Annotated in this window: 17 protein-coding genes; 9 read left to right on the top strand and 8 right to left on the bottom strand. The window is 68.8% G+C overall.

Annotated elements, in window-relative coordinates; genetic code table 11:
• The 4 genes from kdpB to ACWGJP_RS04455 form a co-directional block, all read right to left on the bottom strand.
• On the bottom strand, nt 1-2,268 hold the full coding sequence (kdpB, locus tag ACWGJP_RS04470) for a potassium-transporting ATPase subunit KdpB (protein WP_452328545.1): 2,268 nt from the start codon (nt 2,266-2,268) through the stop codon (nt 1-3).
• Nucleotides 2,265-3,947: a potassium-transporting ATPase subunit KdpA gene (gene kdpA / locus ACWGJP_RS04465; RefSeq protein WP_452328544.1), complete on the bottom strand. Its 1,683-nt coding sequence runs from the start codon at nt 3,945-3,947 to the stop codon at nt 2,265-2,267. Before kdpA ends, kdpB begins: the two co-directional genes overlap by 4 nt.
• Entirely contained in the window at nt 3,947-4,036 is a 90-nt protein-coding gene (locus tag ACWGJP_RS04460; RefSeq protein ID WP_452328543.1) for a potassium-transporting ATPase subunit F, read from the bottom strand. Before ACWGJP_RS04460 ends, kdpA begins: the two co-directional genes overlap by 1 nt.
• 191 nt (nt 4,037-4,227) lie before the next feature.
• Nucleotides 4,228-6,465: a glycosyltransferase family 2 protein gene (locus ACWGJP_RS04455; protein WP_452329494.1), complete on the bottom strand. Its 2,238-nt coding sequence runs from the start codon at nt 6,463-6,465 to the stop codon at nt 4,228-4,230.
• 186 nt (nt 6,466-6,651) lie between these two features.
• Here ACWGJP_RS04455 and ACWGJP_RS04450 point away from each other — a divergent pair, with 186 nt between their 5' ends.
• Nucleotides 6,652-8,190 carry a chitinase gene (locus tag ACWGJP_RS04450; protein ID WP_452328542.1) on the top strand — a complete coding sequence of 513 codons (1,539 nt, stop codon included), beginning with the start codon at nt 6,652-6,654 and terminating at the stop codon, nt 8,188-8,190.
• A 6-nt stretch (nt 8,191-8,196) separates the two neighbouring features.
• On the opposite strand, the gene ACWGJP_RS04445 is transcribed toward ACWGJP_RS04450, so the two are convergent.
• Nucleotides 8,197-10,230, bottom strand: coding sequence for an APC family permease (locus ACWGJP_RS04445; protein ID WP_452328541.1), 2,034 nt, complete (start codon nt 10,228-10,230; stop codon nt 8,197-8,199).
• A 154-nt stretch (nt 10,231-10,384) separates the two neighbouring features.
• On the opposite strand from ACWGJP_RS04445, the gene ACWGJP_RS04440 reads away from it, so the two are divergent.
• Nucleotides 10,385-11,080 (top strand): GTP pyrophosphokinase, encoded by a 696-nt coding sequence (locus tag ACWGJP_RS04440; protein WP_452328540.1) that lies wholly within the window; start codon nt 10,385-10,387, stop codon nt 11,078-11,080.
• Between the two features lie 33 nt (nt 11,081-11,113).
• Here the strand turns inward: ACWGJP_RS04440 and ACWGJP_RS04435 are convergent, their stop codons facing one another.
• Complete coding sequence (locus tag ACWGJP_RS04435; protein ID WP_452328539.1) at nt 11,114-12,811, bottom strand: SIP domain-containing protein; 1,698 nt, start codon at nt 12,809-12,811, stop codon at nt 11,114-11,116.
• Nucleotides 12,812-12,932: 121 nt separating this feature from the next.
• Between ACWGJP_RS04435 and ACWGJP_RS04430 the strand changes: the two genes are divergently transcribed.
• A complete protein-coding gene (locus ACWGJP_RS04430) occupies nt 12,933-13,673 on the top strand; it encodes a helix-turn-helix domain-containing protein (RefSeq protein WP_452328538.1) in 741 nt (246 codons plus the stop codon).
• A 169-nt stretch (nt 13,674-13,842) separates the two neighbouring features.
• On the opposite strand, the gene ACWGJP_RS04425 is transcribed toward ACWGJP_RS04430, so the two are convergent.
• A complete protein-coding gene (locus tag ACWGJP_RS04425) occupies nt 13,843-15,057 on the bottom strand; it encodes an amidohydrolase (protein ID WP_452328537.1) in 1,215 nt (404 codons plus the stop codon).
• Nucleotides 15,058-15,083: 26 nt separating this feature from the next.
• Complete coding sequence (locus tag ACWGJP_RS04420; RefSeq protein ID WP_452328536.1) at nt 15,084-15,788, bottom strand: TetR/AcrR family transcriptional regulator; 705 nt, start codon at nt 15,786-15,788, stop codon at nt 15,084-15,086.
• A gap of 93 nt (nt 15,789-15,881) precedes the next feature.
• On the opposite strand from ACWGJP_RS04420, the gene ACWGJP_RS04415 reads away from it, so the two are divergent.
• The 6 genes from ACWGJP_RS04415 to ACWGJP_RS04390 all read left to right on the top strand — a co-directional run bounded on the left by ACWGJP_RS04415 (nt 15,882) and on the right by ACWGJP_RS04390 (nt 23,627).
• Nucleotides 15,882-17,546, top strand: a complete 1,665-nt coding sequence (locus ACWGJP_RS04415) for an ABC transporter substrate-binding protein (RefSeq protein ID WP_452328535.1) — start codon at nt 15,882-15,884, stop codon at nt 17,544-17,546.
• A 76-nt stretch (nt 17,547-17,622) separates the two neighbouring features.
• Nucleotides 17,623-18,447, top strand: a complete 825-nt coding sequence (locus ACWGJP_RS04410) for an ABC transporter ATP-binding protein (protein ID WP_452328534.1) — start codon at nt 17,623-17,625, stop codon at nt 18,445-18,447.
• Nucleotides 18,444-19,244 carry an ABC transporter ATP-binding protein gene (locus ACWGJP_RS04405; protein WP_452328533.1) on the top strand — a complete coding sequence of 267 codons (801 nt, stop codon included), beginning with the start codon at nt 18,444-18,446 and terminating at the stop codon, nt 19,242-19,244. Before ACWGJP_RS04410 ends, ACWGJP_RS04405 begins: the two co-directional genes overlap by 4 nt.
• A complete protein-coding gene (locus ACWGJP_RS04400) occupies nt 19,241-20,314 on the top strand; it encodes an ABC transporter permease (RefSeq protein WP_452328532.1) in 1,074 nt (357 codons plus the stop codon). The genes ACWGJP_RS04405 and ACWGJP_RS04400 overlap by 4 nt, the downstream gene beginning before the upstream one ends.
• A gap of 2 nt (nt 20,315-20,316) precedes the next feature.
• Nucleotides 20,317-21,381: an ABC transporter permease gene (locus ACWGJP_RS04395; RefSeq protein ID WP_452328531.1), complete on the top strand. Its 1,065-nt coding sequence runs from the start codon at nt 20,317-20,319 to the stop codon at nt 21,379-21,381.
• Nucleotides 21,378-23,627 (top strand): glycoside hydrolase family 3 N-terminal domain-containing protein, encoded by a 2,250-nt coding sequence (locus ACWGJP_RS04390; protein WP_452328530.1) that lies wholly within the window; start codon nt 21,378-21,380, stop codon nt 23,625-23,627. Before ACWGJP_RS04395 ends, ACWGJP_RS04390 begins: the two co-directional genes overlap by 4 nt.
• The last annotated feature ends 42 nt before the right edge of the window (nt 23,628-23,669 follow it).

The raw sequence follows: 23,669 nt of genomic DNA, 5'->3' as shown, positions 1-23,669 counted from the left end.
TCAGAAGCCGGGGATGAGGCTGACGACGAGGTCGATCAGCTTGATGCCTACGAAGGGGGCGATGACGCCGCCCAGCCCGTACACGAGGAGGTTGCGCTGCAGGAGCCGCGCGGCGCTCGCAGGTCTGTAGGCGACGCCGCGCAGTGCGAGCGGGATGAGGAACACGATGACGATCGCGTTGAACACGATCGCGCTGAGCACCGCGGATGCCGGCGAGTGCAGCTGCATGATGTTCAGCGCCGCGAGGCCGGGGAACACGCCCATGAACATCGCAGGGATGATCGCGAAGTACTTGGCGATGTCGTTCGCGAGGCTGAATGTAGTCAGGGCGCCGCGGGTGATGAGCAATTGCTTGCCGATGCGGACGATGTCGATGAGCTTGGTCGGATCCGAGTCGAGATCGACCATGTTCCCAGCCTCTTTCGCTGCGGAGGTGCCGGTGTTCATCGCCACTCCGACGTCCGCCTGAGCGAGGGCGGGTGCGTCGTTGGTGCCGTCGCCCGTCATGGCCACCAGGCGTCCGCCCTCCTGCTCCTTGCGGATGAGAGCGAGCTTGTCCTCGGGGGTCGCCTCGGCGAGGAAGTCGTCGACGCCGGCCTCTTCGGCGATCGCGGCCGCGGTGAGCGGGTTGTCGCCGGTGATCATCACCGTGCGGATGCCCATGCTGCGCAGCTCGTCGAAGCGCTCGCGGAGGCCGTCCTTGACGACGTCCTTGAGGTGCACGACACCGAGCAGCCGCCCCGTTCCCGCGGCGTCGCGCACGGCCACGACCAGGGGCGTGCCCCCGGACGCGGCGATCGCATCCGTGTGGCCTGCGAGCTCCGGCTGATCGTCGTCGAGCCCGAGCCAGGCCCGCACGGCGGAGCCCGCGCCCTTGCGGATCTGCGTGCCGTCGGCGAGGTCGAGGCCGCTCATCCTGGTCTGCGCGGTGAAGGGCACGACGACCGCGCCGGCCGGCTCTGCGACGCGGATGCCGCGGGCATCCGCCAGCTCGACGATCGAGGCGCCCTCGGGAGTCGGGTCGGCGAGAGATGAGAGCGCCGCGGTGCGCAGCAGCTCGTCGGGGTCGACACCGGTCATGCGCACCACCTCGACGGCTCGACGGTTGCCGTAGGTGATCGTGCCGGTCTTGTCGAGCAGGAGCGTGGTGACATCCCCCGCGGCCTCGACCGCCCGCCCCGACATCGCCAGGACGTTGCGCTGCACGAGGCGGTCCATGCCGGCGATGCCGATCGCGGAGAGCAGGGCCCCGATCGTGGTGGGGATGAGGCAGACGAGCAGCGCGATGAGCACGGGGATGCTGACGGGCGATGCCGCATAGGAGGCGATCGGGTTCAGCGCGAGCACGACGAGGACGAACACGATGGACAGGCTCGCCAGGAGGATGTTCAGGGCGATCTCGTTGGGGGTGCGCTGTCGGTTGGCGCCTTCGACGAGGGCGATCATGCGGTCGACGAAGGTCTCGCCCGGCTTCGAGGTGATGCGCACGACGATCCGGTCGGACAGCACGCGCGTGCCTCCCGTGACCGCGCTGCGGTCGCCGCCGGACTCGCGGATCACGGGTGCGCTCTCGCCGGTGATGGCGGACTCGTCGACGGTGGCGATGCCGGCGACGATGTCGCCGTCGCCGGGGATGAGCTCGCCGGCCGTCACCACGACGATGTCGTCGCGCTGCAGCTCTGCCGAGGAGACGTCCGTGGTCTCGGCGCGCAGCGCCGCGGCATCCGTCATCGCCTCGTAGTGCAGCACGCGACGGGCCATCGTGCTGGTGCGCGTCTTGCGCAGCGTCGCGGCCTGGGCCTTGCCGCGCCCTTCGGCGACGGACTCGGCGACGTTCGCGAAGAGCACCGTGAACCACAGCCAGACGGCGATGCCCCAGGTGAATCCGGCAGGCACGGGCGTGCCGCCGGACTCGCCCGCGCCGCCGAGGAACGGCTCGGCGACGGCGAGCACCGTGGTGAAGGCCGCGCCGACCCACACCAGAAGCATGACCGGGTTGCGGACGAGCGCTGCGGGGTTCAGCTTGCGCAGCGCCCCGGGAAGGGCGGCGGCGAACTGCTGCGCGGTGCCGCCGAGGTTGCCGCTCCCTGAGCCTGTTCCGTTTCCGCTTCCTGAGCCTGTCCCGCTCCCGCTCCCTGATCCGCTCCCGCTTCCTGAGCCTGTCGAAGGGTGCTTGGCGGTGTCGTTCCCTTCGACAGGCTCAGGGAACTGGGAGGTGGGCTCAGGGGAGGTGTGGGCGGGATCGGGGAATTCTGCACGGGCGGTCATGAGACGAGTCCTTCGGCGAGCGGTCCAAGGGTGAGGACCGGGAAGTAGGTGAGCGCGGTGATGATGACCGTCACCGCGGTGAGCAGGCCGACGAACTGCGGCCGATGGGTGGGAAGCGTCCCCTGGGTGGCCGGCACGCGATCCTGCGCGGCGAGCGATCCGGCGAGGGCGAGCACGAGCACGATCGGGATGAATCTGCCGAGCAGCATCGCCACCCCGAGCGCCGTGTTGAACCAGGGCGTGTTCGCGGTGAGCCCTGCGAAGGCGGAGCCGTTGTTGTTTGCCGCCGAGGTGAACGCGTACAGCACCTCGCTGAGACCGTGCACGCCGGGGTTCAGGATGCTCGTCGCCTCGACGTCGGCTCTGATCGCCGGAATGGCGAAGCTCAGCGCGGTACCGCCGAGCACGAGCGTCGGCGTCACGAGGATGTACAGGCTTGCGAGCGTGATCTCCCGAGGGCCGATGCGCTTGCCGAGGTACTCGGGGCTGCGTCCGATGAGCAGGCCGCCCACGAACACCGCGATGACGGCGAGCACGAGCATGCCGTACAGCCCTGACCCGACACCGCCGGGTGCGACCTCCCCGAGCATCATGTTCAGCATCGGCATCATGCCGCCCAGCGCCGTGTAGGAGTCGTGCATGGAGTTCACCGCACCGGTGGAGGTCAGCGTGCTCGCGCTGCCGAACAGCGCGGAGCTGAGGATGCCGAAGCGCTGCTCCTTGCCCTCCATCGCGGCGCCCGCGAGCTCGGGCGCGGTCCCGCGTCCTGCGAGCTCCAGGGCGGAGAGCGCGACGGTCGAGACGAGGAAGATCGTGGCCATCACCCCGGCGATGGCATATCCCTGCCGGTCGTCGCCGATCATCCGGCCGAAGGCGCGGGGGAGGGAGAACGGGATGGCCAGGATGAGGAGGATCTGCAGCAGGTTGGTCCATGCCGTCGGGTTCTCGAAGGGATGCGCCGAGTTGGCGTTGAAGAAGCCTCCGCCGTTCGTGCCGAGGAGCTTGATGGCCTCCTGGGAGGCGACGGGCCCGCCAGGCACGGCCTGTGTGCCGCCGGTGACCGTCGTGATCTCCGTGAAGCCGGCGAAGTTCTGCACCACGCCGCCGGCGAGAAGGGCGATCGCGCTCAGCACGGCGATCGGGAGCAGGACGCGACCGAGCCCGCGGATGAGATCGACCCAGAAGTTGCCGATCGTCGCCGAGCCACGACGCGCGAATCCGCGGATGAGGGCGACAGCGACGGCGAGACCCACCGCCGCCGAGACGAAATTCTGCACCGTGAGCCCGGCGAGCTGCACGGTGTAGCCCATGGTCTGCTCCGGCGAATACGACTGCCAGTTCGTGTTGGCGACGAACGAGGCCGCCGTGTTGAAGGCGAGACCCTCGGGGACCGCGGGAAGCCCGAGCGACTGCGGCAGGAGCGCCTGACAGCGCTGCAGCGCGTAGACCAGGACGAGACCCGCCGCGGAGAAGACGATCACGCTGCGGGCGTACGCACGCGAGGTCTGCTCGGAGGCGGAGTCGACGCCGATGAGGCGGTAGACACCGCGCTCCACGCGCAGATCGCGGGCCGAGGAGTACACCCGCGCCAGATAGTCGCCGAGGGGACGATAGAGCAGGATGAGGGCGACGACGACGGTCGCCGCCTGCAGGATGCCGAACCAGATCGTGGCATCCATCAGAACCGCTCCGGGCTGACGAGGGCGACGACGAGATAGACGAGGGCGGCCACGGCGAGGACGGCCGCGGAGATCTCGAAGACGATCATCCGCGCATCACCGCCTTGGCGACGAGCGAGACCAGGGCGAAGAGCGCGAGAGTCAGCGCGAGGTAGATGAGATCGAGCACGAGAGTCGATACAACTCCGGTGCGCCCGGTCCTGCCTCGATCCTCACGCTTCCCCTACGGACGCCGCGGCGATGCATGCGGGATGCTCACGGCATCCCCGTCGACGCCTGCTCAGGGCCGGCGCGTGCCCACCCTGCGACGGCGGTCATTGCCGCCGCGGAGGTCGCGGTTGAGTCGGCGGTCGCCGTGGTACAGGATGCCGGCCCAGTCGACCGGCCCGGCAGAGGAAGGCACCGCATCGGATGTCTTCTTCCTGGGCGCCCGATCGGGGACGTAGAGCCAGTTCAGCAGCCCCAGCCACATGTCCACGAGTGACGCCCTGATGCCGATGTACGTCCAGATCGCGTAGGCCGCGAGTGAGGCGTTGATGGCCGCGAAGGCGGCGTTCCCCCAGTTCTGGGCGACGAGGTCGCGCCACAGCGTGTACAGCGAGAACGCCACGATCAGGTAGGGGACGAGGACGTACAGCGCGGGAGCCGCTGTGCGGTCCTTCACCTTCGGCGTCCGCACGAACGGGATCTTCTCGCCCGTGATGGCCTGCTGGAGAGACTTCAGCACGCCGGCGAGATTCACCGGCAGGAGGATGAGGTTGAAGCCGTAGATGCGGAAGATGTCGGTGAAGCGGTGGCCGCAGTAGCGCAGGTCGCTGCCCATCGCGAGGAAGTAGGGCAGCGCCGCGAGGAACACGACGGGGGAGAGCAGCCGGCTGTCGTAGGGGTAGGCGAGCAGGAACAGCAGCCCGAAGCTCGCCCACGCGATGGAGGCCATGTAGTTCACCCGCAGCCACACCTCGCGCAGCGCGATCCGCTCGCGGCGGAACCGCCGTTCGCGCAGCTGGTCGCGCAGCTTCGGCAGGATGAGCAGGCCGCCGTTGGCCCACCGGCGGCGCTGGACGACGAGGGATCCGAAGTCCGGCGGCGTCGCCGAGTAGCTGAGCCGCTCGGGGTAGTTGACGAGCGTCCACCCCTTCGTGCCGATGTCGATGCTCGACTCGGTGTCCTCGATGACGGTGCGGTCCTGGATGTAGGTGGCGATCTCGAAGCCGCCGACGGTCTCGAGCTGCACGATGTCCTCGAGTGCCGGCTTGCGGATGACGGCGTTCGCGCCCACCCAGAAGGTCGCGCCGAAGTAGCTCATGCCCTGGTGGAGGATGTGCTGCAGGTCGGTCGTCGCCCCGGCGATCCGCTCGATGCGGGTCGGGGCGCCGCGGAACGACGAGTACGGCGTCTGGGTCACGGCGACCCGTTCGTTGCCCGGCTCTTCGAGGAAGTACACCAGGCGCAGGCAGTAGTCGCGCAGCAGCAGCGAGTCGGCGTCGAGGGTGAGTAGGTACGGGCTGTCCGGCACGACGAGGTCGGCCTCGGCGCGCGATTCCGCACGGCGCAGGAGAGTGCCCGCAGCGGTCTCCTCGGTGCGCCAGGCCTTGCCCATCAGACCGATGTAGGAGTTCAGGTTCATGGCCTTGTTCGCCTCGTGCGACAGCGAGGCGTAGCGCTTGCGCTGGAAGGCGCCGGCGGAGACGGTGAAGATCCGCTCCAGGCGCAGATGCAGCTCGAGCATCCGATCGCGGTCGGGATGCTCGCCCTGATCGATCGCCGCGCGCAGGGCGAGCAGGCTCAGGCGCAGCTCGGACGCGAGGCCCATGAGCACCTGGTCGATGAAGAACTCGTCGACGTGGTCGTGCATCGGCTCGGACTCCGCCATCGCCTCGAGCCACTCGGCCGCGGCCTCGTAGTCGTCGGCCAGGCGCTCGAGAAGCGCAGGGACGGATGCCTCCTCCAGCGCCGCCGCGTCGGGAGCCGCGGTCTCGAAGGCGACCCGGCTCGCCGCGAATCGCGCTCGCGGCTCCTCCATCGCGGCCTCGATCTCGCCGGGCAGCGCGAGAGTCGCCTCCAGTCGCCGCCGGTCGGCGTCATCGGACGGATCGGGTCGGTCGTCGACGAGCAGGACGATGCGCAGATCGGCGAACTCCTGCAGAGCGGCCGACCACAGCGTGCCGCGCACCACCGCCGGTTCCTCGGCGTACGAGGGAACGAGGACGGTCACGCCGCCGGCGTGCTCGCGGAAGTGCCGGTCCAGCTCGGCCCTCGGCACGCGCTTGTGGTCGCGGAAGCGGTAGAGGGCGCCCTGCCTGGCGATGAGGTACATCAGGGCCGAGAAGGTGAGGAACGTCACGACGACGAGGTAGCCGATCGCCTCCATCGTGAAGCGGAAGCCGCCCGGCTGCTCGATGAACTCGCGGATGACCGTCGTGACGACGTAGATGAACCAGAAGGCCACCGTCGCGACGATGCCGAGGCGTCCCCAGGCGATCTTCGCCACGCTCGGACGCTGGTGCACGATCGACATCGGCTCGGATCGGCGCTCGGCACCCCATTGACGCCGGCGGGTTCGCGGCTGATCGAGCACGTCGGACACGGGGGCTCCTCTCGGCGCCGACGTGGGGTATCGGCACCCGTAGACTAGCGCCGAAAGACCCCCCACACCGACCTCCGAGGCGACGCATCGCGCCGATCACGCAGGGAGAGCAGGATCATGTCCCAGCGGTTTCCGAACCGTCATCTCTCCCCGTGGCGACTCACGCTGGTGATCGGCGTTCTCGCCGCGCTCGTCTTCGCGGGCTTCCAGGGCTGGCGCTGGTTCGCCAACACCCAGACCGTCACGGCGGAGCCGTGGTTCGGCGGATACGTCGACGTCACGGCCACCCCGGCGTACGCCTTCGAGAACCCGGCTTCCGCGCAGGACGAGAACGTCGTGCTGAGCTTCGTGGTCGCCGACCCGGAGGAGCCGTGCACGCCGTCGTGGGGCGGTGCGTACAGCTTGACCGAGGCAGCAGAGCAGCTCGATCTGGATCGCCGTCTCGCCCGCCTCGAGCAGCAGGGCGGCGAGGCGATGATCTCCTTCGGCGGACAGGCCAATGACGAGCTCGCGATCGTGTGCGAGGACCAGGGGCGTCTGCTCGACGCCTATCGGTCGGTCGTCGACCGCTACGGGATCGACGCGATCGACCTCGACATCGAAGGTCCTGCGCTCGTCGACGACGACGCGAGTGAGCGCCGTGCGGCGGCCGTCGCCGCGCTGCAGAGCGAGCGCGCAGTCGCGGGCCATCCGATCGCCGTATGGGTCACCCTCCCCGTGACGCCCGCGGGTCTGACCGAGGAGGGGACGGAGGCCGTGGCGACGCTCCTCGAGGCGGGCGTCGAGCTCACCGGCGTCAACGTCATGACCATGAACTACGGTGCGAGTCTCGTCGACGACACCACGCTCGGAGAGGCATCCGTCTCCGCCCTGCAGGGCACTCAGCGCCAGCTCGGCGTGCTCTACGAGCGTCAGGGCACCGAGCTCACCGATGCGACGCTGTGGAACAAGCTCGGCGTGACGCCCATGATCGGCCAGAACGACGTCCGCGACGAGGTCTTCGGATTCGACGATGCGGAGCGGGTGAACGCCTTCGCCGTCGAGAACAGGCTCGGCCGAGCCTCGATGTGGTCTCTGAACCGTGACGCCACCTGCGGCGTGAACGTCGTCGATCTCCGCGAGGTCTCGGATTCCTGCAGCGGTGTCGACCAGGGCGACCGCCTCTTCGCCGCCGTCCTCGGCAAGGGCTTCACCGGAAGCCCGCTCTCCGGTGCCGGCATCCGCACGACCTCCGAGCCCGTGCCCGTCGTCACGGATGACCCGGCGACGAGCCCGTACCAGATCTGGAACGAGGAGCACTCGTATCGGACGGACACCCGCGTCGTCTGGCACGGCAACGTCTACGAGGCGAAGTGGTGGACCGAGGGCGATGTGCCCGACAACCCCGTGCTCCAGGAGTACGAGACCCCATGGCGGCTGATCGGCCCCGTGCTCCCCGGTGAGACGCCCGTGCCCGTGCCGACGGTGCCCGCGGGGACCTACCCCGAGTGGTCGGGCGATGAGACCTACCAGCGCGGGGACCGCGTGCTGTTCGACTCGCTGCCCTACGAGGCGCGCTGGTGGACGAACGCGGACAGCCCGCAGGCCGCCGAGGTCGACCCGGATTCCTCGCCGTGGCTCGCGCTCGACCCGGAGGACGTCGCCGGGGGCGAGTAGCGGCGCTCAGCCCTCGTCGTCGGCCGGCCCCTCCGGGCGGCGAGCGCGCCTGCCCGACACGACCACCGGCCTGCCCGCCCGCTCCTGTCCTGGCATCGGGCGGGAGCGGCGTCCGTAGATGATCTCGGAGGAGTCCAGCAGCCAGGGCACGAGGGTGATCGTCACACCGTGCACGAGCATGAGCTGGTTCGCCAGCCGCCTGGCTCGCCGGTTGTGCAGGAACGTCTCCCACCAGTGCCCGACGATGTACTGCGGCAGGTAGACGGTCACGACGGAGGAGCCGTGCTTCTCGCGGTACTGGGCGATGAACTGCTCGATCGGCTCCGCATAGGAGCGGTACGGCGATTCCAGGATCACCAGCGGCACGGGGAGCAGATGATCGGTCCATTCCTTCTGCAGGCGTCCTGCGTCGTCGGCGTCCACCGCCACGTGGATCGCGATCGTCTTGCCGTGCTTGGCCGCGACGGCGTAGTCGATCGCTTTCACCACCGGCTTCTGGAGCTTGCTCACCAGCACCAGCGCGACATCCCCCGTTGCGCCGAAGTGCGTGGTGTCGTCGATGGCGATCTCATGGTCGACGTCGCGGTAGTAGCGCTTCACGCCCATCATGAGGAAGGCGAGGATCGGGATGGCGAAGAAGACGAGATAGGCGCCGTGGGTGAACTTCGTCACGGTGACGATGAGGAGCACGAGCACCGTCAGCGTCGCGCCGGCGGAGTTGATGACCAGGCCCGAGATCGCCCCCCGTCGTTCGCTGCTGCGCCCGCGGCGGAGCATCCGCCGCCAGTGCCGCACCATGCCGATCTGGCCCAGCGAGAACGACACGAAGACGCCGATGATGTAGAGCTGGATGAGGGTGGTCAGCCGCGCCTGGAAGACCACCAGCACGACGATCGCGGCGATCCCGAGCACGATCATGCCGTTGGAGAAGACCAGGCGGTCGCCGCGCGTGTTCAGGGCCTTGGGGGCGTAGCCGTCCTTCGCGAGCACGGCGCCGAGCAGCGGGAACCCGTTGAAAGCGGTGTTCGCAGCGAGCAGGAGGACGCAGGCGGTGGCGGCCTGCACGATGAAGAACAGGATGCTTCCGCCGCCGAAGGTCGCCGCAGCCACCTGCGCCATCAGGCTGGGCTGCGGTGTCGTGCAGTCGAAGCCGATCAGGTCGCAGGGGTTCTCCGCGTAGTGCACGCCGGTGATGAGCGCGAGCGCGGTGAGGCCGGAGAACAGGCAGATCGCGATCGTGCCCATCAGCACGAGCGTCGACTGGGCGTTGCGCACCTTCGGCGCCCTGAACGCCGGCACGCCGTTGGAGACCGCCTCGACGCCGGTCAGGGCGGAGCATCCGCTGGAGAACGCGCGCAGGATGAGCAGGATGACCGCGGCCTGGCTGAGATCCTCCGTGTGCACGGCGAACTCTGCACTGGAGGCCACCGGCGCATCGCCGAGGACCGTGCGGATGAGGCCCGTGACGATCATGATGCCCACCGAGCCGATGAAGATGTAGGTCGGGATGGCGAAGGCGAAGGAGGCCTCTCGGACGCCGCGGAGGTTCACGATGATGATGAGGATGACGAAGCCGACGGCCAGCTCCACGCGCAGCGGGTCCAGGCCGGGGAGCGCGGAGATGATGTTGTCGACGCCGGAAGCGACCGAGACCGCCACCGTCAGCACGTAGTCCACGAGCAGGGCCGAGGCGACGACGACGCCGGGGATCTCGCCGAGGTTCTTGCGAGCGACCTCGTAGTCGCCTCCGCCGGAGGGATAGGCCTTGATGAGCTGGCGGTAGCTGAGCACCACGACGGTGAGCAGCACGACGACCGCGACGGCCACCATCGGGGTGAAGGAGAGGAAGGTGAGCCCGCCGATGAGCAGGATCATCACGAGCTCCTGCGGGGCGTAGGCCACCGAGCTGAGCGCATCCGACGCGAAGATGGGCAGCGCGCGGCGCTTGGGCAGCAGCTGCTCGGCGCTCTCCGCGGAGGAGATCGGCTCGCCGAGGAGGATGCGCTTGACCGCTTGCGGGTCGCGGGTCTCGTTCGTCACGTCCGGTGACGCTACTCCCCGATGAGGGATCCTGACGCGATCCTCACGGAAAACATACGGGTGCAGGCGGCGTGCTCACGGCATCCTCACGCCGCCCGGAATCTCATCGGGATCGCACAGCAACTTCCGATCACGAACGCGTAACGTCGGGTGCATGACGACCGTTGACGTCACCGAGGACACCATTCGGCAGACGAAAGAGCTCCGCGACGAGTTCCAGCGCTTCCTGCGGGAGTACGAGTTCGGGATGCGCGAGGTCGAGACGAAGATCTCGATCCTGCGGGACGAGTTCACCCACGATCACGCGTACAACCCGATCGAGCACGTGAAGAGCCGGCTCAAGACCCCGGACAGCATCGTGGAGAAGATCGCGCGCAAGGGCATCGACGAGCCGGACTTCGCCCGCATCCGCGCCGAGATCACGGACATCGCCGGCGTCCGCGTCACCTGCAGCTTCGTCGCCGACGTCTATCGACTGTTCGACCTGCTCACGGCGCAGGACGACGTCTCGGTGCGCGTCGTGAAGGACTACATCAAGGACCCGAAACCCAACGGGTACAAGAGCCTGCACGCGATCATCGAGGTGCCGGTGTTCCTCTCGACCGGCGCGCTCATGGTTCCCGTCGAGGTGCAGTTCCGCACCATCGCGATGGACTTCTGGGCGAGCCTCGAGCACAAGATCTACTACAAGTTCTCCAACCAGGTGCCCTCGCATCTGGCCGACAGCCTGTCGGACGCCGCGGATGCCGCGGCCGAGCTCGACCTGCGCATGGAGCGGCTGCACCGCGAGGCGCACGGCTCGCCGAACCGTCAGCTCGCGCCGCCGCCTCCTCGTATCGTCCAGGTGTAGTCGCGCGGCTGCGTGGCGTCGCGTGGTGGGCCGTCAGGGGCGGCGAAGCACCGCAGCGATCGTGCCCCAGCCGAGCTCGACCTCCCGCTCGAGCAGCCAGCCGGCCGGTGCGCCGAGTGCGGCGATCGCCGCGGAGTCGCGAAGCCCGCTGCCCGTGGCCGCATAGAAGAGCAGTTCGTCGCCCGCTGACCCGCCGAGGGCGTCAGGACGTGCCTCCTCGATCACGACGAGCATCCGCGCGGAGCCTGCGAGACCGGCCAGCAGCACACGTGACTCCTCGTCGGTGCGGTGGCCGAGCGCGAGGGCCAGCACGGCGAGATCGGCGAGCCGTTCCTGTCGTTCCGGGGGCTCGTCCCCGGCGTGCAGGACGTGGAGCCCGTCGAGACCGGCATCCTCGATCGCGCCGGCGACCGCGGCGGAACCCGGACCTACGAGGACGCAGGTGTGCGCCTCGGCCCACAGCGGATCGGCCAGCAGCCCGTCGAGGAGGAAGGCGAGTCTGCCTGCGTGCTCGGTCAGCTCGTCACCGAGCGTCCCTTCCTCGTCGGCCGCCGTGGCGAGAGTGCGTCCGTGGTGCGCGGCCCAGGAGGAGTCGCCTGCTCGGATCGCGGGTGCGAGCGAGGCGAGGGTGAGCAGGATATCGGCGTCGAGCCCGAGGTACTCCTCGCGCTCGTGCTCATCGAGGAGCTCCTCGCCGGCGGCGCCGAGGCGCAGCATCCCGCCGTCATCGATCACGACCCCGTGCGCGGTGAGCACGGGAAGCATCGCCGTGATCCCTGCGGGCGCCGCGCCGATGCGCTGTACCAGCATCCGCTCGGTCATCGGACCGTCCGCCAGCGCGTCGATGATGCCGAGCTCGAGCGCCGCGCGCACGGCGAACCAGGGGAGGGGATCGGGCACGGCGGGGAACGCGGGAACCGAGGTCTCGTCCTCGGCAGCCTCGGCGTGCCAGTATCCCGTGATGTTCAACCGGTCCTTGGGGATGCCCACCTCGCGCTGGAAGTAGCGCCGCACGGGCAGCAGGGCGCGACTCTCGGCGGCGGCCCAGACGTAGCCATGGCCCTCCTCGGGGATCGGCAGGGCGCGCACTGCGCGCTCCAGAGCGTCTGCGTCCGCTCCCTGGGCGATGGTCCAGGTCAGGCTGTCGCCGTCGGCGACGACGAGGGGCTGGATACCCTGTTCGTCCTCGACGGTGACGAGCACGTGCACCGGGCATGCCGCCGGCCGTTCGTCGAGGAAACGCCCCACGGCGGGAAGACCGGTCTCATCGGCGATGAGCACCATCCAGTCGATGTCCTCCGGCAGGCGCACGGACGACTTGGGCCCGACGAAGCACAGCTCGTCACCGGGCTTCGCGGATTCCGCCCACGCCGCCGCGGGGCCGTCGCCGTGTCGCACGAAGTCGAGCGTGAGCTCGCCCGCGGCGAGGTCGACGCGGCGGGGCGTGTAGTCCCTGGCGGCGCGATGCTCCGCCACCGTCCACTCGATGCCCGTCGCCACCTGGCGGGGCAGCGCGGCCTCGATGTCGCCGTCGGTCGCGAAGACGAGTTTGACGTGGTCGTCGAAGCCCGGAGCCGCGAAGGCCCTGTGCTCGTGACCGTCGATCACTTGGACGCCGAGCGCCGCGCCTCCCACCACCACCCTCCGCATTCGAGGCGTGACGTCTTCGACGCGCTGCACGCTCACGCGGCGGACGACGAGCGGATGGGATGTGAATGCGCGATGCGCCATGAGTACCTCGGCGGAAGGATAGTCGACTCGGGTAAGGTGAGCCTATGCTTGCCGACCAGCGCGTGTGTGACGGACGCGACACGGACGGTGACGGGAGCGACACGTCCGAGAGGAGCCCATGATGATGATCAGCGCGCTCGGATCTCTCGTCGAGGAGACGGCGATCCGCTTCCTCGGCCATGATGAGCACTCGCACCCGGAGCCGCACCTCATCTTCGTCGTGAGCGGGACGGCCACACTCATCGTCGACGGCCGGGAGTACGCGCTGGGCACGCACGAGGCGGCGTGGCTGCAGGTCGACGTCCCGCATGCGCTGCGGGTGCACGACGGCGGCATGGTGCTCGGCCCGCTGCTGGAGGCGACCGCCGAGCCGCCCGCGCGTGTGGTGCGCCTCGGCGTCGTGCCAGCCCTCGTGGAGGCGATGATGACCACACTCGTGGCCTCGCCGACGACCGAGGAGCAGATCCGGCCGTTCCGCCGTGCGCTCGGCCGCGTGCTGGCGGATGTGGCGACGCCGTACTTCCCTGTCGTCCTGCCCGCTCATCCCGCCGCGCGCCTGCTCGCGCGCGAGGCCATGCGCTCGCCGCGGACGCTGGAGGACCTCGCCGCACGACATCGCATGAGCGTGCGGCAGGTGCAGCGCATCTTCGCGGCGGAGACGGGATGCTCCTTCACGCGGTGGCGCACCAGGGTTCGTCTCAACGGGGCCGTGGCCCATGTGCTCGGCGGCGGCGACCTCGCCGCTGCGGCCCGCCTCGCCGGCTACGCGACCCGCTCAGGGCTGCTGCGTGCGCTCAGCCGCGAGACGGGCACGTCGATGGCGCATCTCGCGGAGGATCCCGTGTCGGCGCTCGCCGCCTGACCGCGCTCGCCCGCGCTCGCCCACTGCCCCCTGACCTCGCTCGCCCGCGCTCGCCCGCTGCCCTGCGGGATCGAAAAAGCACCGGAGGAGGCCTCGCGCGGTGCTTATTCGATCCCGCATCCGGGGCATCGCCGAGGTGGGCGGTGGGCGAGGGGGTAGGGGCGGATGCTCAGGCCAGGAACTCCCGGGCCGCGGTCTCCATCGCCGTGACGCCGATCTCGATCGTCGGGTGGATGACCGGCGCGAAGAACGGCGAGTGATTGGTGGGGATCGTGCTGTCGACCGTGTCGTTCGCCACGGCATCCGCGTAGACGGCCGCATCCAGCCCGCCCCAGAACCAGAACACGAGCGGTGCGCCGGCATCGCGCGCGAACCACGAGACGTCCTCGCTGCCGGTGAACAGGCCGGGGTCGATCACGGCGTCCTGGCCGAGCTTCGCACGCAGGGCGGCCTCGACCCGCGCGGTCGCCTCTTCGTCGTTGATCGTCGCAGGAAGGGTGTGCAGGGTGGTGATCTCCGGTTCGCGTTCGGCGCCGGATGCCGCGGCCTCGGCGCGCACGATGCGCTCGACGCTCGCCAGCACCTTGTCGCGCATCGCGTCGGTGGGGTAGCGGAGGCTGAGCTCCAGCTTGGCCTCGGTGGGGATGATGTTGTTCTTCAGGCCCGCGTGGAGCGAGCCGACGGTGACGACCGCGACGTCCTTCGGGTCGATCTCGCGCGAGGTGATGGTCTGCAGGCGCATCACCGTGGCGGCGGCCATGACCACGGGGTCGATGGTCGTGTGCGGGCGAGAGCCGTGGCCGCCCCGGCCGTGCATGACGACGCTGAGGCCGTCTGACGCCGACATCTGCGTGCCGCTTCGGACCCCGATGATGCCGGTCGGGAAGGGGGTGACGTGCTGGCCGAGCACGATGTCCGGCTTCGGATAGCGGTCGAGGATGCCGGCATCCAGCATCGCCCTGGCGCCGGCGCCAAACTCCTCGGCGGGTTGGATGATCACGACGATCGTGCCGGACCACGCGTCGCGGGTGGCGACGAGGCGCTCGACGGCTCCGATCATGGCGGTGACGTGCATGTCGTGACCGCAGGCGTGCATCACCGGAACCTCGTGTCCGTCGGGGTCGAGGCCGTGGGCGGTGCTCGCGTAGGCGAGCCCGGTCTCTTCTCGCACGGGCAGGGCGTCCATGTCGGCGCGCAGCCAGACGACGCGGCCATCGCCGTTGGCGAGCATCCCGACGACGCCGGTCACGCCCACCCCCTCCTCGACCTCGAGTCCGAGATCGCGCAGGTGCGCGGCGGCGATGCCGGCGGTGCGCGTCTCCTGGAAGGAGAGCTCCGGATGCTGGTGCAGATCGATGTACAGGGCTTCTAGGTCGATCGTCATGGCCTCACCCTAGCCCGGTCGCCCGGTCAGTGCGGCGAGCGGGCGGGCGGCTCGTTCGTGTAGTCGGACAGTTCGGGGCCGGGCTTCAGCACGCCGTTCACGATCGCGCGGATGGCGAATTCGCTCGCGTCGCCGAGGTCGATGATCTCCGGGTGCAGCAGCCACTGCAGCTGCAGGCCGTCCATGACGGCGAGGATCGCGGCGGATGCCGCCGCGACGGTCGACCGGTCGGTGACGCCCTGCTGGTCGCAGAGCACAGCGAAAGCATCCGAGACCTCGCGCCGCAGCGTGGTGTATCGGTGCTCGAAGTACTCGCGTCCAGGGTGGTCATCGGTGACCGACTCGGACGACAGCACCGTGTACGCCTGCACGATGCCGGGGCGCATCTCGTTCGCGAACGCGGTGCGCACGAGATGGAGGAACAGCTCGGGCCCACCGGGGATGCGCTTGCCATCGAGGTCCTGCACATCGGCCTGGTCGCGGAAGGCGAGCACCTCCAGCAGCAGCTTCTGCTTCGACCCGAAATGGTGCAGCACACCGGCATGGGTGATCCCGACCTGCTCGGCGACATCGGCGAGCGTGCCGTTCGTCGACCCCTTGTTTCCGAAGATCTCCACGGCCGCTTTGAGGATCTGCTCGCGCTTGGCTCGTGTGCCGGGACGACTGCGCACGGGCTTGTCGCTGCTGATCGCCACGCTTTTCTCGCTTCCCGTCGTTGGTCCGCTTGCCATCGTAGTGACGGCCGGGTACTGTCAGCGTAACTTACTTTCTCGCCAGTAAGTTTACGTGTCCCCCGCACAACGACCCGTGCCCAAGGAGTAGCAATGAAGCTCAGAAAGTCCCTGATCGCCGCGTTCGCGGTCGCCGCCCTCAGTGCCACAGCGCTGGCCGGATGCTCGGCCGGGGGAGGCGACGACGACGCGGCCACCGGCGGCAGCGTCGCTCTCACGATCGCCAAGCCGGACGGCGCGATCACCACCGAATCGCACAACCCCTACCTCGGCGACTCCTCCGCCTCGAAGTACGGCTACGCGAAGGTGATCTTCGAGCCGCTGGCGCTCGTCAACCCGACGGGCGACCTCGGCACCACGCCGTGGCTCGCGGAGTCGGTGGAGTGGAACGAGGACTACACGCAGCTCACCGTCGTCCCACGCAGCGGTGTGAACTGGAGCGATGGCGAGCCGTTCACCGGTGACGACATCGTCTTCACCTTCGACCAGTTCCTGAACGGCAAGCTCACCGACTCCGCCGGGCTCGACTACCAGGGCGCGACCGTCGACGGCGATGCCATCACGCTCACGTTCGGGAACTCGAAGTACACCTCGCAGTCCCGCGTGCTGCACACTCCGATCGTCCCGAAGCACATCTGGGAGGGCATCGAGGATCCCAATACCGACCCGCTCACGGGTGAGGGCCTCGCGGTGGGAACCGGCCCCTACGTGCTGTCCAGCTGGACGACGGAGGCCGTCACCCTCACGGCGAACGAGGACTACTGGGGCGGGGATCTCGCCGTCCCGGAGCTGCACTACGTCTCCTACGGCGACAACGCCGCGCTGACCACCGCCCTCGTCTCCGGAGAGGCGGACTGGGCGCAGGCCTTCATCCCTCAGATCGAGGACAGCTATCTCGCCGCCGACGAGGACAACCATTTCCTCGTCTCGCCCACCGCCGGCGCGGGAACGCTCTTCATGAACCTGCAGACCAAGCCGTTCAACGATCCAGCCCTCCGGGAGGCGCTGGCGTGGACGATCGATCGGCAGGCATACGTGGACATCGCGCGCGAAGGCGCCAGCGAGCCGGTGTGGAATGTCACGGGGCTCGGCACGCTCCTCTCCGACGAGATCCTGCCGGAGTACAAAGACCAGAACTACTCGGTCGACATCGACAAGGCCAAGGAAATCCTCACCGATGCCGGCTACACCTGGGCAAGCGACCAGCTGATCGATCCGGACGGCGAAGCGGTCGCCTTCTCGATCTCGGTTCCCGCCGGATGGAGCGACTGGAACACCGAGCAGGCGCTGCTCGCGGAAGAGCTCGGCGAGGGCCTCGGCATCGAGGTCAAGGTCGATCAGCCCGATTGGGGCGGCTGGGACGCCGCGCGCCAGGAGGGCACGTTCCAGGCGATCATCCATTGGCTCGAGGACACCGGCAACGCCTACGGCCTCTACACCTCCACGATGGACCCGAAGTGGATCGTCGACGGAAAGGCGTCGTTCAACTTCGGCCGCTTCGACGACCCCGCGGTCACCGAGGCGCTGAACACCTACGCCAACGCCGGCTCCGAGGAGGAACGTGAGGCGGCAGGGGCCGTGCTGCAGACGGCGTTCGCCGAGAACATCCCTGCCATCCCGCTCGGCGCGCATCCACTGCTCGGCGAGTACAACACGCGCAACTACGTCGGCTTCCCGACCGAGGACGATCAGTACGCCTCTGCCGACCCGACCCAGCCGGGCATCGTGCAGGTCCTGACGAACCTGACCGCCAAGTAATCCGCCAGCCCGTCGACGGGCTCAGCGGGCCGACGCTCCTGAGCCCGTCCACGGGTGCGATGACACGAGGTACTCCATGACAGATCCCCTGCTCAGCGTGCGCGACTTCTCGGTCGTGTACGACGTCGATCCACCCGTCCGGGCGGTGACGGACGTGACACTCGAGCTGCAACGCGGTGAGATCCTCGGTCTCGCCGGAGAATCCGGTTGCGGCAAGACGACACTCGCCTACGGCATCCAGCGCCTTCTCAAGGCGCCCGCCGTGATCACCGGCGGCGAGGTGACCTTCCATGACGCCTCAGGGCAGGACATCGATGTCAACGCGCTCGGCCCCGAGCAGATGCGCCGGTTCCGCTGGGACAAGATATCGATGGTGTTCCAGGGCGCGATGAGCGCCCTTAACCCGGTCGCCACGATCGGCGCGCAGCTCGAGGACGTGTTCGAGGTGCACCGGCCTGGCATGGGGCGGCGCGAACGCCGCACCGCCGTCGCAGAGCTGCTGGAGATCGTGAAGGTGGGCGCGCAGCGCGTCCGCTCCTTCCCGCACGAGCTCTCCGGTGGGATGCGCCAGCGCGTGATGATCGCGATGGCGCTCGCCCTGCGTCCGCAGCTGATGGTGATGGACGAGCCGACCACGGCCCTCGATGTCCTCGTCCAGCGCGAGATCCTGCAGCAGATCTCTCAGCTTCGCTACGAGTTCGGATTCTCCGTGATCTTCATCACCCACGACCTGCCGCTGCTGCTCGAGATCAGCGACCGCATCGCGATCATGCGCAGGGGGGAGATCGTCGAGATCGACACGGCCGAGCGGATCTGGACGTCGCCAGAGGACGAGTACACCCGGACGCTGCTTTCGTCGTTCCCGCGGCTCACCGGAGACAGGGGGGTGGTGGTGCGATGAGCGTGCTCGAGTTCCGCCATATCAGCAAGATCTACAACGTCCGCGGCGCCGGTCGGTTGACCGCCCTCGATGATGTGAGCTTCACGGTGAACTCCCGTCAGACGATCGGGCTGGTCGGGCAGTCCGGCAGCGGCAAATCGACGATCGCGAAGATCCTCACCCAGCTCGAGACGCCCACCGCGGGCAAAGTGCTGCTCGACGGCGCCCCCATCCCGCGGCGGGGGAAGGGCCTGCGGGACTACCGCCAGCAGCTGCGGATGGTCTTCCAGGATCCCTTCGCCTCGCTGAACCCCTACCACTCGATCCGATACCACCTCGAGCGCCCGTTGCGCCTCGACGACGTCGTGCCGAAGGAGGAGACGGAGAGCGAGGTGCGCCGACTCCTCGAACGCGTGCGCCTCGATGCGGATGCGGTCATCGATCGTCGCCCGCACGAGCTCTCCGGCGGGCAGCGTCAGCGCGTGGCCATCGCCCGTGCGCTCGCCTCGCGTCCGAGCATCCTCGTCGCCGACGAACCGGTCTCGATGCTGGACGTGTCGATCCGTCTCGGCGTCCTGAACCTGCTCGCCGATCTGCAGCGCGAGGAAGGTCTCGGCGTCCTCTACATCACCCACGATCTCGCCACCGCGCGACACTTCAGCGACGAGATCATCGTGCTCAATCAGGGGCGCATCGTCGAGCACGGCACCGCCGACGACGTGATCCTGCGTCCCAGCGACCCGTACACGCAGGCGCTGCGTGCGGCATCCCCCGACCCTGAGCGGCACTTCGCGAGCATTCAGGGAGGCGCACGATGACCGCCGTCGAACCTCAGATCCCCGCCACAGAGGCCGTCGCCGCAGGCACCGCGGCCACGGCCGTCGTCGCCGGGAGATCGCGCATCCCCTGGCGCTTCCTCGGCGGGCGGGCCGCCTTCTACCTGTTCACCCTCTGGGCGGCGTTGACGATCAACTTCTTCATCCCGCGCTTCATGAAGGGTGACGCGGTCAGCCAGTACCTCGCACGAAACAGGGACGTGTCTCCCGAGGCGGCGGAGGCGCTGCGGGCGCTGCTCGGGCTCGATACGGACAAGACGCTGTTCCAGCAGTACCTCGACTACTGGGGCCTGCTGCTGCGCGGCGACCTCGGCATCTCGCTGCTGCACGGTCTGCGCCCGGTCACCGAGGTGATCTCCCAGGCGCTGCCGTGGACCGTCGGCCTCGTCGGGTTCGCGACCATCGTCTCGTTCCTGATCGGCACCGTCGGCGGTGCGGTGATCGGGTGGCGTCGGGGATCGAAGCTCGACGTCCTGATCCCCGTCACGACCTTCCTGAGCACCATCCCCTACTTCTGGCTCGGCCTGCTCGCCATCGCGGTGTTCTCCGTCAACCTCGGCTGGTTCCCGATCGGCAAGGCGTACGGCGTGGGAGTGACGCCGGAATGGTCGATGGAGTTCATCGGCGAGGTGATCAGGCACGGCACCCTGCCGGCGGCGACGATCGTGGTCGCTTCGCTGGGCGGATGGATGCTGGGCATGCGGAACATGATGCTCACGGTGCTCGACGAGGACTACATCACCGTCGCCCAGGCGAAGGGGATGCCCAATCGGCGCGTGCTCTGGCGCTACGCCGCTCGCAACGCCGTCCTGCCGCAGATCCAGAGCTTCGCACTGTCGATCGGCTTCATCGTGGGAGGCACGATCGTGATGGAGATGGTCTTCAGCTATCCGGGCGTGGGCAAGCTCCTGCTCGATGCGACGAATGCGAAGGACTACGCGCTCATGCAGGGCGTGTTCCTCGTGATCACCCTCTCGGTCCTGGTGGCGAACATCCTCGCCGACCTGGCCTACGCGTTCCTCGATCCGCGCACGCGGCAGACGGAGGTCTGAGCATGACTTCGACACCCCAGAGCCCTGACCTGCTGCGGAGCACGCCGGCAGCCGGATCGCCGGCCACGCTCACCCTGCGTACGGATGCCGGCAGCGGCGCACCGGGGCCGCGTCAGAGCCCGTTGGCCCGGTTCGCCTCCGCGTTCGCGATGTTCCGCAACGGGAAGTCGATCACCGGCCTGGCGATCCTCGGCTTCTTCGTCCTGATCGCGATCTTTGCCGACGTCATCGCGCCGTACTCGCCCACCAAGGTCGACAACACCGCCCGGTTCCAGCCGCCCTCCGCGGCCCACTGGCTCGGCACGACGCATATCGGGGAAGACGTCCTCAGCCAGGTGATCCACGGGACGAGGGGCGTGATCGTGGTCGGGTTCCTCGCCGCGGTCATCGCCACGGTGATCGCGATCGTGATCGGCGTCATCGCGGGGTATGTCACCGGGTGGCGCAGCGAGGCGCTCTCCGCGCTCACCAACGTGTTCCTCGTGATCCCCGGGCTGCCGCTGATCATCATCGTCGCCTCGCTGTTCGAGGAGCCGCCGCTCATCCTCATCGCCGCGGTGCTCGGCATCACGGGCTGGGCTTGGGGAGCCCGTGTGCTTCGCGCTCAGACCATGTCACTGCGCAACCGCGACTTCATCCAGGCGGCCCGTGCGAACGGCGAGCCGCTGCGACGCATCATCACGATGGAGATGCTGCCTAACCTGATGGCGCTCATCGCGGCCAGCTTCGTGGGGACCGTCACGGCCGCGATCCTGGGGCTCACCACGCTGTCCTACATCGGCGTGATCCCGGTCACCACGTACAACTGGGGGACGATCCTGAACTGGGCCTCGGCGCAGGGCGCCTTCGGTCAGAACCAGTGGTGGTGGTATCTGCCGCCCGGGCTCTGCATCGCCGCCATCGGCGTCGCGCTCTCGCTGATCAACTTCGGCATCGACGAGTACGTGAATCCTCGCCTGCGATCTGCGGGAGAACGCGCCCGCGCGATGAAGAAGAAGGGTCTCGACGTGAATGACGCCGTCACCGCCGTGCGCCCCCTCGACATCACGAAGAACGAAGAGAAATGACATCGCATACGGACACGCTCCCCTACCTGGACACCACCCTCCCGATCCCGGCTCGCGTGGCCGATCTGCTCTCCCGGATGACGGTGGAGGAGAAGATCGGGCAGATGCTTCAGCTGGATGCCCGTGACGACCTGGAGGACCACATCCTGCGCCGTCATGTCGGGTCGGTCCTTCATGCGTCTGCCGAGGCGCTCCTGCGTGCGCGACAGTTGACGATGCAGACCCGGCTGCGGATCCCGCTGCTGGTGGGGGAGGACTGCATCCACGGGCACTCGTTCTGGCCCGGCGCCACGATCTATCCGACCCAGCTCGGCATGGCGGCGTCGTGGAACGCGGAGCTCGTCGAGCGCGTCGCCCGCGCCACCGCGGAGGAGGTCGCCGTCACCGGCATCCACTGGACGTTCTCACCGGTGCTGTGCGTCGCCAGGGATCTGCGCTGGGGGCGTGTGAACGAGACCTTCGGCGAGGATCCGTTCCTCATCGGGGAGCTCGCCAGCGCCATGGTGCGCGGCTACCAGGGCGACGGCCTCGGCGACCCGACCGCGATCCTCGCGACGGCGAAGCACTTCGCGGGGTACTCGGAGACGCAGGGCGGCCGTGACGCGAGTGAGGCTGACATCTCGCGCCGGAAGATGCGCAGTTGGTTCCTGCCGCCCTTCGAACGCGTCGCACGCGAAGGGTGCCGGACGTTCATGCTCGGCTACCAGACCACCGACGGGGTGCCGATCACGGTCAACGACTGGCTGCTCAGCGATGTGCTGCGCGGCGAGTGGGGATACACCGGAACCCTCATCACGGACTGGGACAACATCGGCCGCATGGTGTGGGATCAGCAGGTCATGCCCGACTACGCCCATGCGGCCGCTGCAGCGGTTTCAGCGGGCAACGACATGGTGATGAACACCCCGTTGTTCTTCGAAGGAGCGCTGGATGCCGTCGCGCAGGACCTCCTGCCTGAGGACGCCTTCGACACCGCTGTGGAGCGGATCCTCGTCCTCAAGTTCGAGCTCGGCCTGTTCGAGGACCCTCGTCTGCCCAGCGACGAGGCGGCGGCAGTGATCGGCCGTCCAGCTCATGCGGACCTCAACCTCGAGATCGCCCGCCGTTCGGTCGTGCTCCTGGAGAACGACGGGACGCTGCCCCTGCGGCCAGGGGGCGTGAGCGGCTCGTCGTCCCCGTCGGAGCCGGTGCGGGTGGCCGTCGTCGGGCCTCTCGCCGACGATGCGCAGACGCAGCTCGGCGATTGGGCCGGCGGGTCCGGTCAGGCCGGTCGGCTCGATGGGCAACCGCGCGAGATGATCACGACGGTCCTCGATGGGCTGCGCGCGATCGACGGCGTCTCGGTCGCGCACGCGCTCGGCGCCGACATCCTCGCCTTCGATGAGAGGCAAGGCGCCCTCGACCTGGTTCCGTGGGACCGCGCGTTCCTGCCGGCGGATCCCGACCCGGCGCTGATCGCCGAGGCGACGGCGCTCGCCGCGGCATCCGACGTCGTCGTCGCGGTCGTCGGCGATCGCATCGAGCTGCACGGCGAGGGGCGCTCCACGGCGACGCTCGAACTCATCGGCGGGCAGAACGCGCTCCTCGATGCCCTGGTCGCCACGGGTACGCCGGTCGTCGTGGTGCTGCTCGCCTCGAAGCCGCTGGTGCTGCCGGCATCCGTCTCGCGGGCCGCTGCGGTCGTCTGGGCGGCGAATCCGGGGATGCAGGGCGGGCGTGCCATCGCCGAGCTGCTGTGCGGGATCGTGGAGCCGTCTGGGCGGCTGCCGATCTCCTTCGCCAGGCATGCGGGCCAGCAGCCGACGTTCTACAACCAGATCCGCGGGCAGCACGGCGACCGTTATGCGGATCTCACTCAGGCGCCGGCGTGGGTGTTCGGCGAAGGGCTGTCGTACACGACGGTCGACTACGCCGATCTGGCGGTCTCTGTGGCGGGGGGCGATGTGATCGCCGAGGTCACGGTGACGAACAGCGGCGCTCGACCCGTGCGCGAGACGGTGCAGGCCTATGTGCGGGACGAAGTGACCTCGGTCAGCTGGGCAGATCGCGAGCTGAAGGCGTACCGCCAGGTGGACCTGGCCCCCGGCGAGACGGCGCGGGTGCGACTGGTGATCCCCGCCGTGGAGTGCACGATCGTGGATGCCGCGGGCAGGCGCATCGTCGAGCCCGGCGAGTTCGGTCTGCTCGTGGGGCCGAGTTCGCGGGAGGAGGATCTGCTGGTGGCGCCGTTCACGCTCGCTCGCTGAGCCGGTGGCGCGTCTGTCCGGATCGTCCTGAGGCTAACCTGG

This window comes from Microbacterium sp. NPDC055903, from assembly GCF_053615555.1.
This window is presented reverse-complemented; position numbering and strand designations above follow the sequence as displayed.

Coding starts and splice junctions, on each gene's coding strand:
- kdpB (WP_452328545.1), bottom strand. CDS start 2,268: ATGACCGCCCGTGCAGAATTCCCCGATCCCGCCCACACCTCCCCTGAG.
- kdpA (WP_452328544.1), bottom strand. CDS start 3,947: ATGGATGCCACGATCTGGTTCGGCATCCTGCAGGCGGCGACCGTCGTC.
- ACWGJP_RS04460 (WP_452328543.1), bottom strand. CDS start 4,036: ATGATCGTCTTCGAGATCTCCGCGGCCGTCCTCGCCGTGGCCGCCCTC.
- ACWGJP_RS04455 (WP_452329494.1), bottom strand. CDS start 6,465: ATGTCGATCGTGCACCAGCGTCCGAGCGTGGCGAAGATCGCCTGGGGA.
- ACWGJP_RS04450 (WP_452328542.1), top strand. CDS start 6,652: ATGTCCCAGCGGTTTCCGAACCGTCATCTCTCCCCGTGGCGACTCACG.
- ACWGJP_RS04440 (WP_452328540.1), top strand. CDS start 10,385: ATGACGACCGTTGACGTCACCGAGGACACCATTCGGCAGACGAAAGAG.
- ACWGJP_RS04435 (WP_452328539.1), bottom strand. CDS start 12,811: ATGGCGCATCGCGCATTCACATCCCATCCGCTCGTCGTCCGCCGCGTG.
- ACWGJP_RS04430 (WP_452328538.1), top strand. CDS start 12,933: ATGATGATCAGCGCGCTCGGATCTCTCGTCGAGGAGACGGCGATCCGC.
- ACWGJP_RS04425 (WP_452328537.1), bottom strand. CDS start 15,057: ATGACGATCGACCTAGAAGCCCTGTACATCGATCTGCACCAGCATCCG.
- ACWGJP_RS04420 (WP_452328536.1), bottom strand. CDS start 15,788: ATGGCAAGCGGACCAACGACGGGAAGCGAGAAAAGCGTGGCGATCAGC.
- ACWGJP_RS04415 (WP_452328535.1), top strand. CDS start 15,882: ATGAAGCTCAGAAAGTCCCTGATCGCCGCGTTCGCGGTCGCCGCCCTC.
- ACWGJP_RS04410 (WP_452328534.1), top strand. CDS start 17,623: ATGACAGATCCCCTGCTCAGCGTGCGCGACTTCTCGGTCGTGTACGAC.
- ACWGJP_RS04405 (WP_452328533.1), top strand. CDS start 18,444: ATGAGCGTGCTCGAGTTCCGCCATATCAGCAAGATCTACAACGTCCGC.
- ACWGJP_RS04400 (WP_452328532.1), top strand. CDS start 19,241: ATGACCGCCGTCGAACCTCAGATCCCCGCCACAGAGGCCGTCGCCGCA.
- ACWGJP_RS04395 (WP_452328531.1), top strand. CDS start 20,317: ATGACTTCGACACCCCAGAGCCCTGACCTGCTGCGGAGCACGCCGGCA.
- ACWGJP_RS04390 (WP_452328530.1), top strand. CDS start 21,378: ATGACATCGCATACGGACACGCTCCCCTACCTGGACACCACCCTCCCG.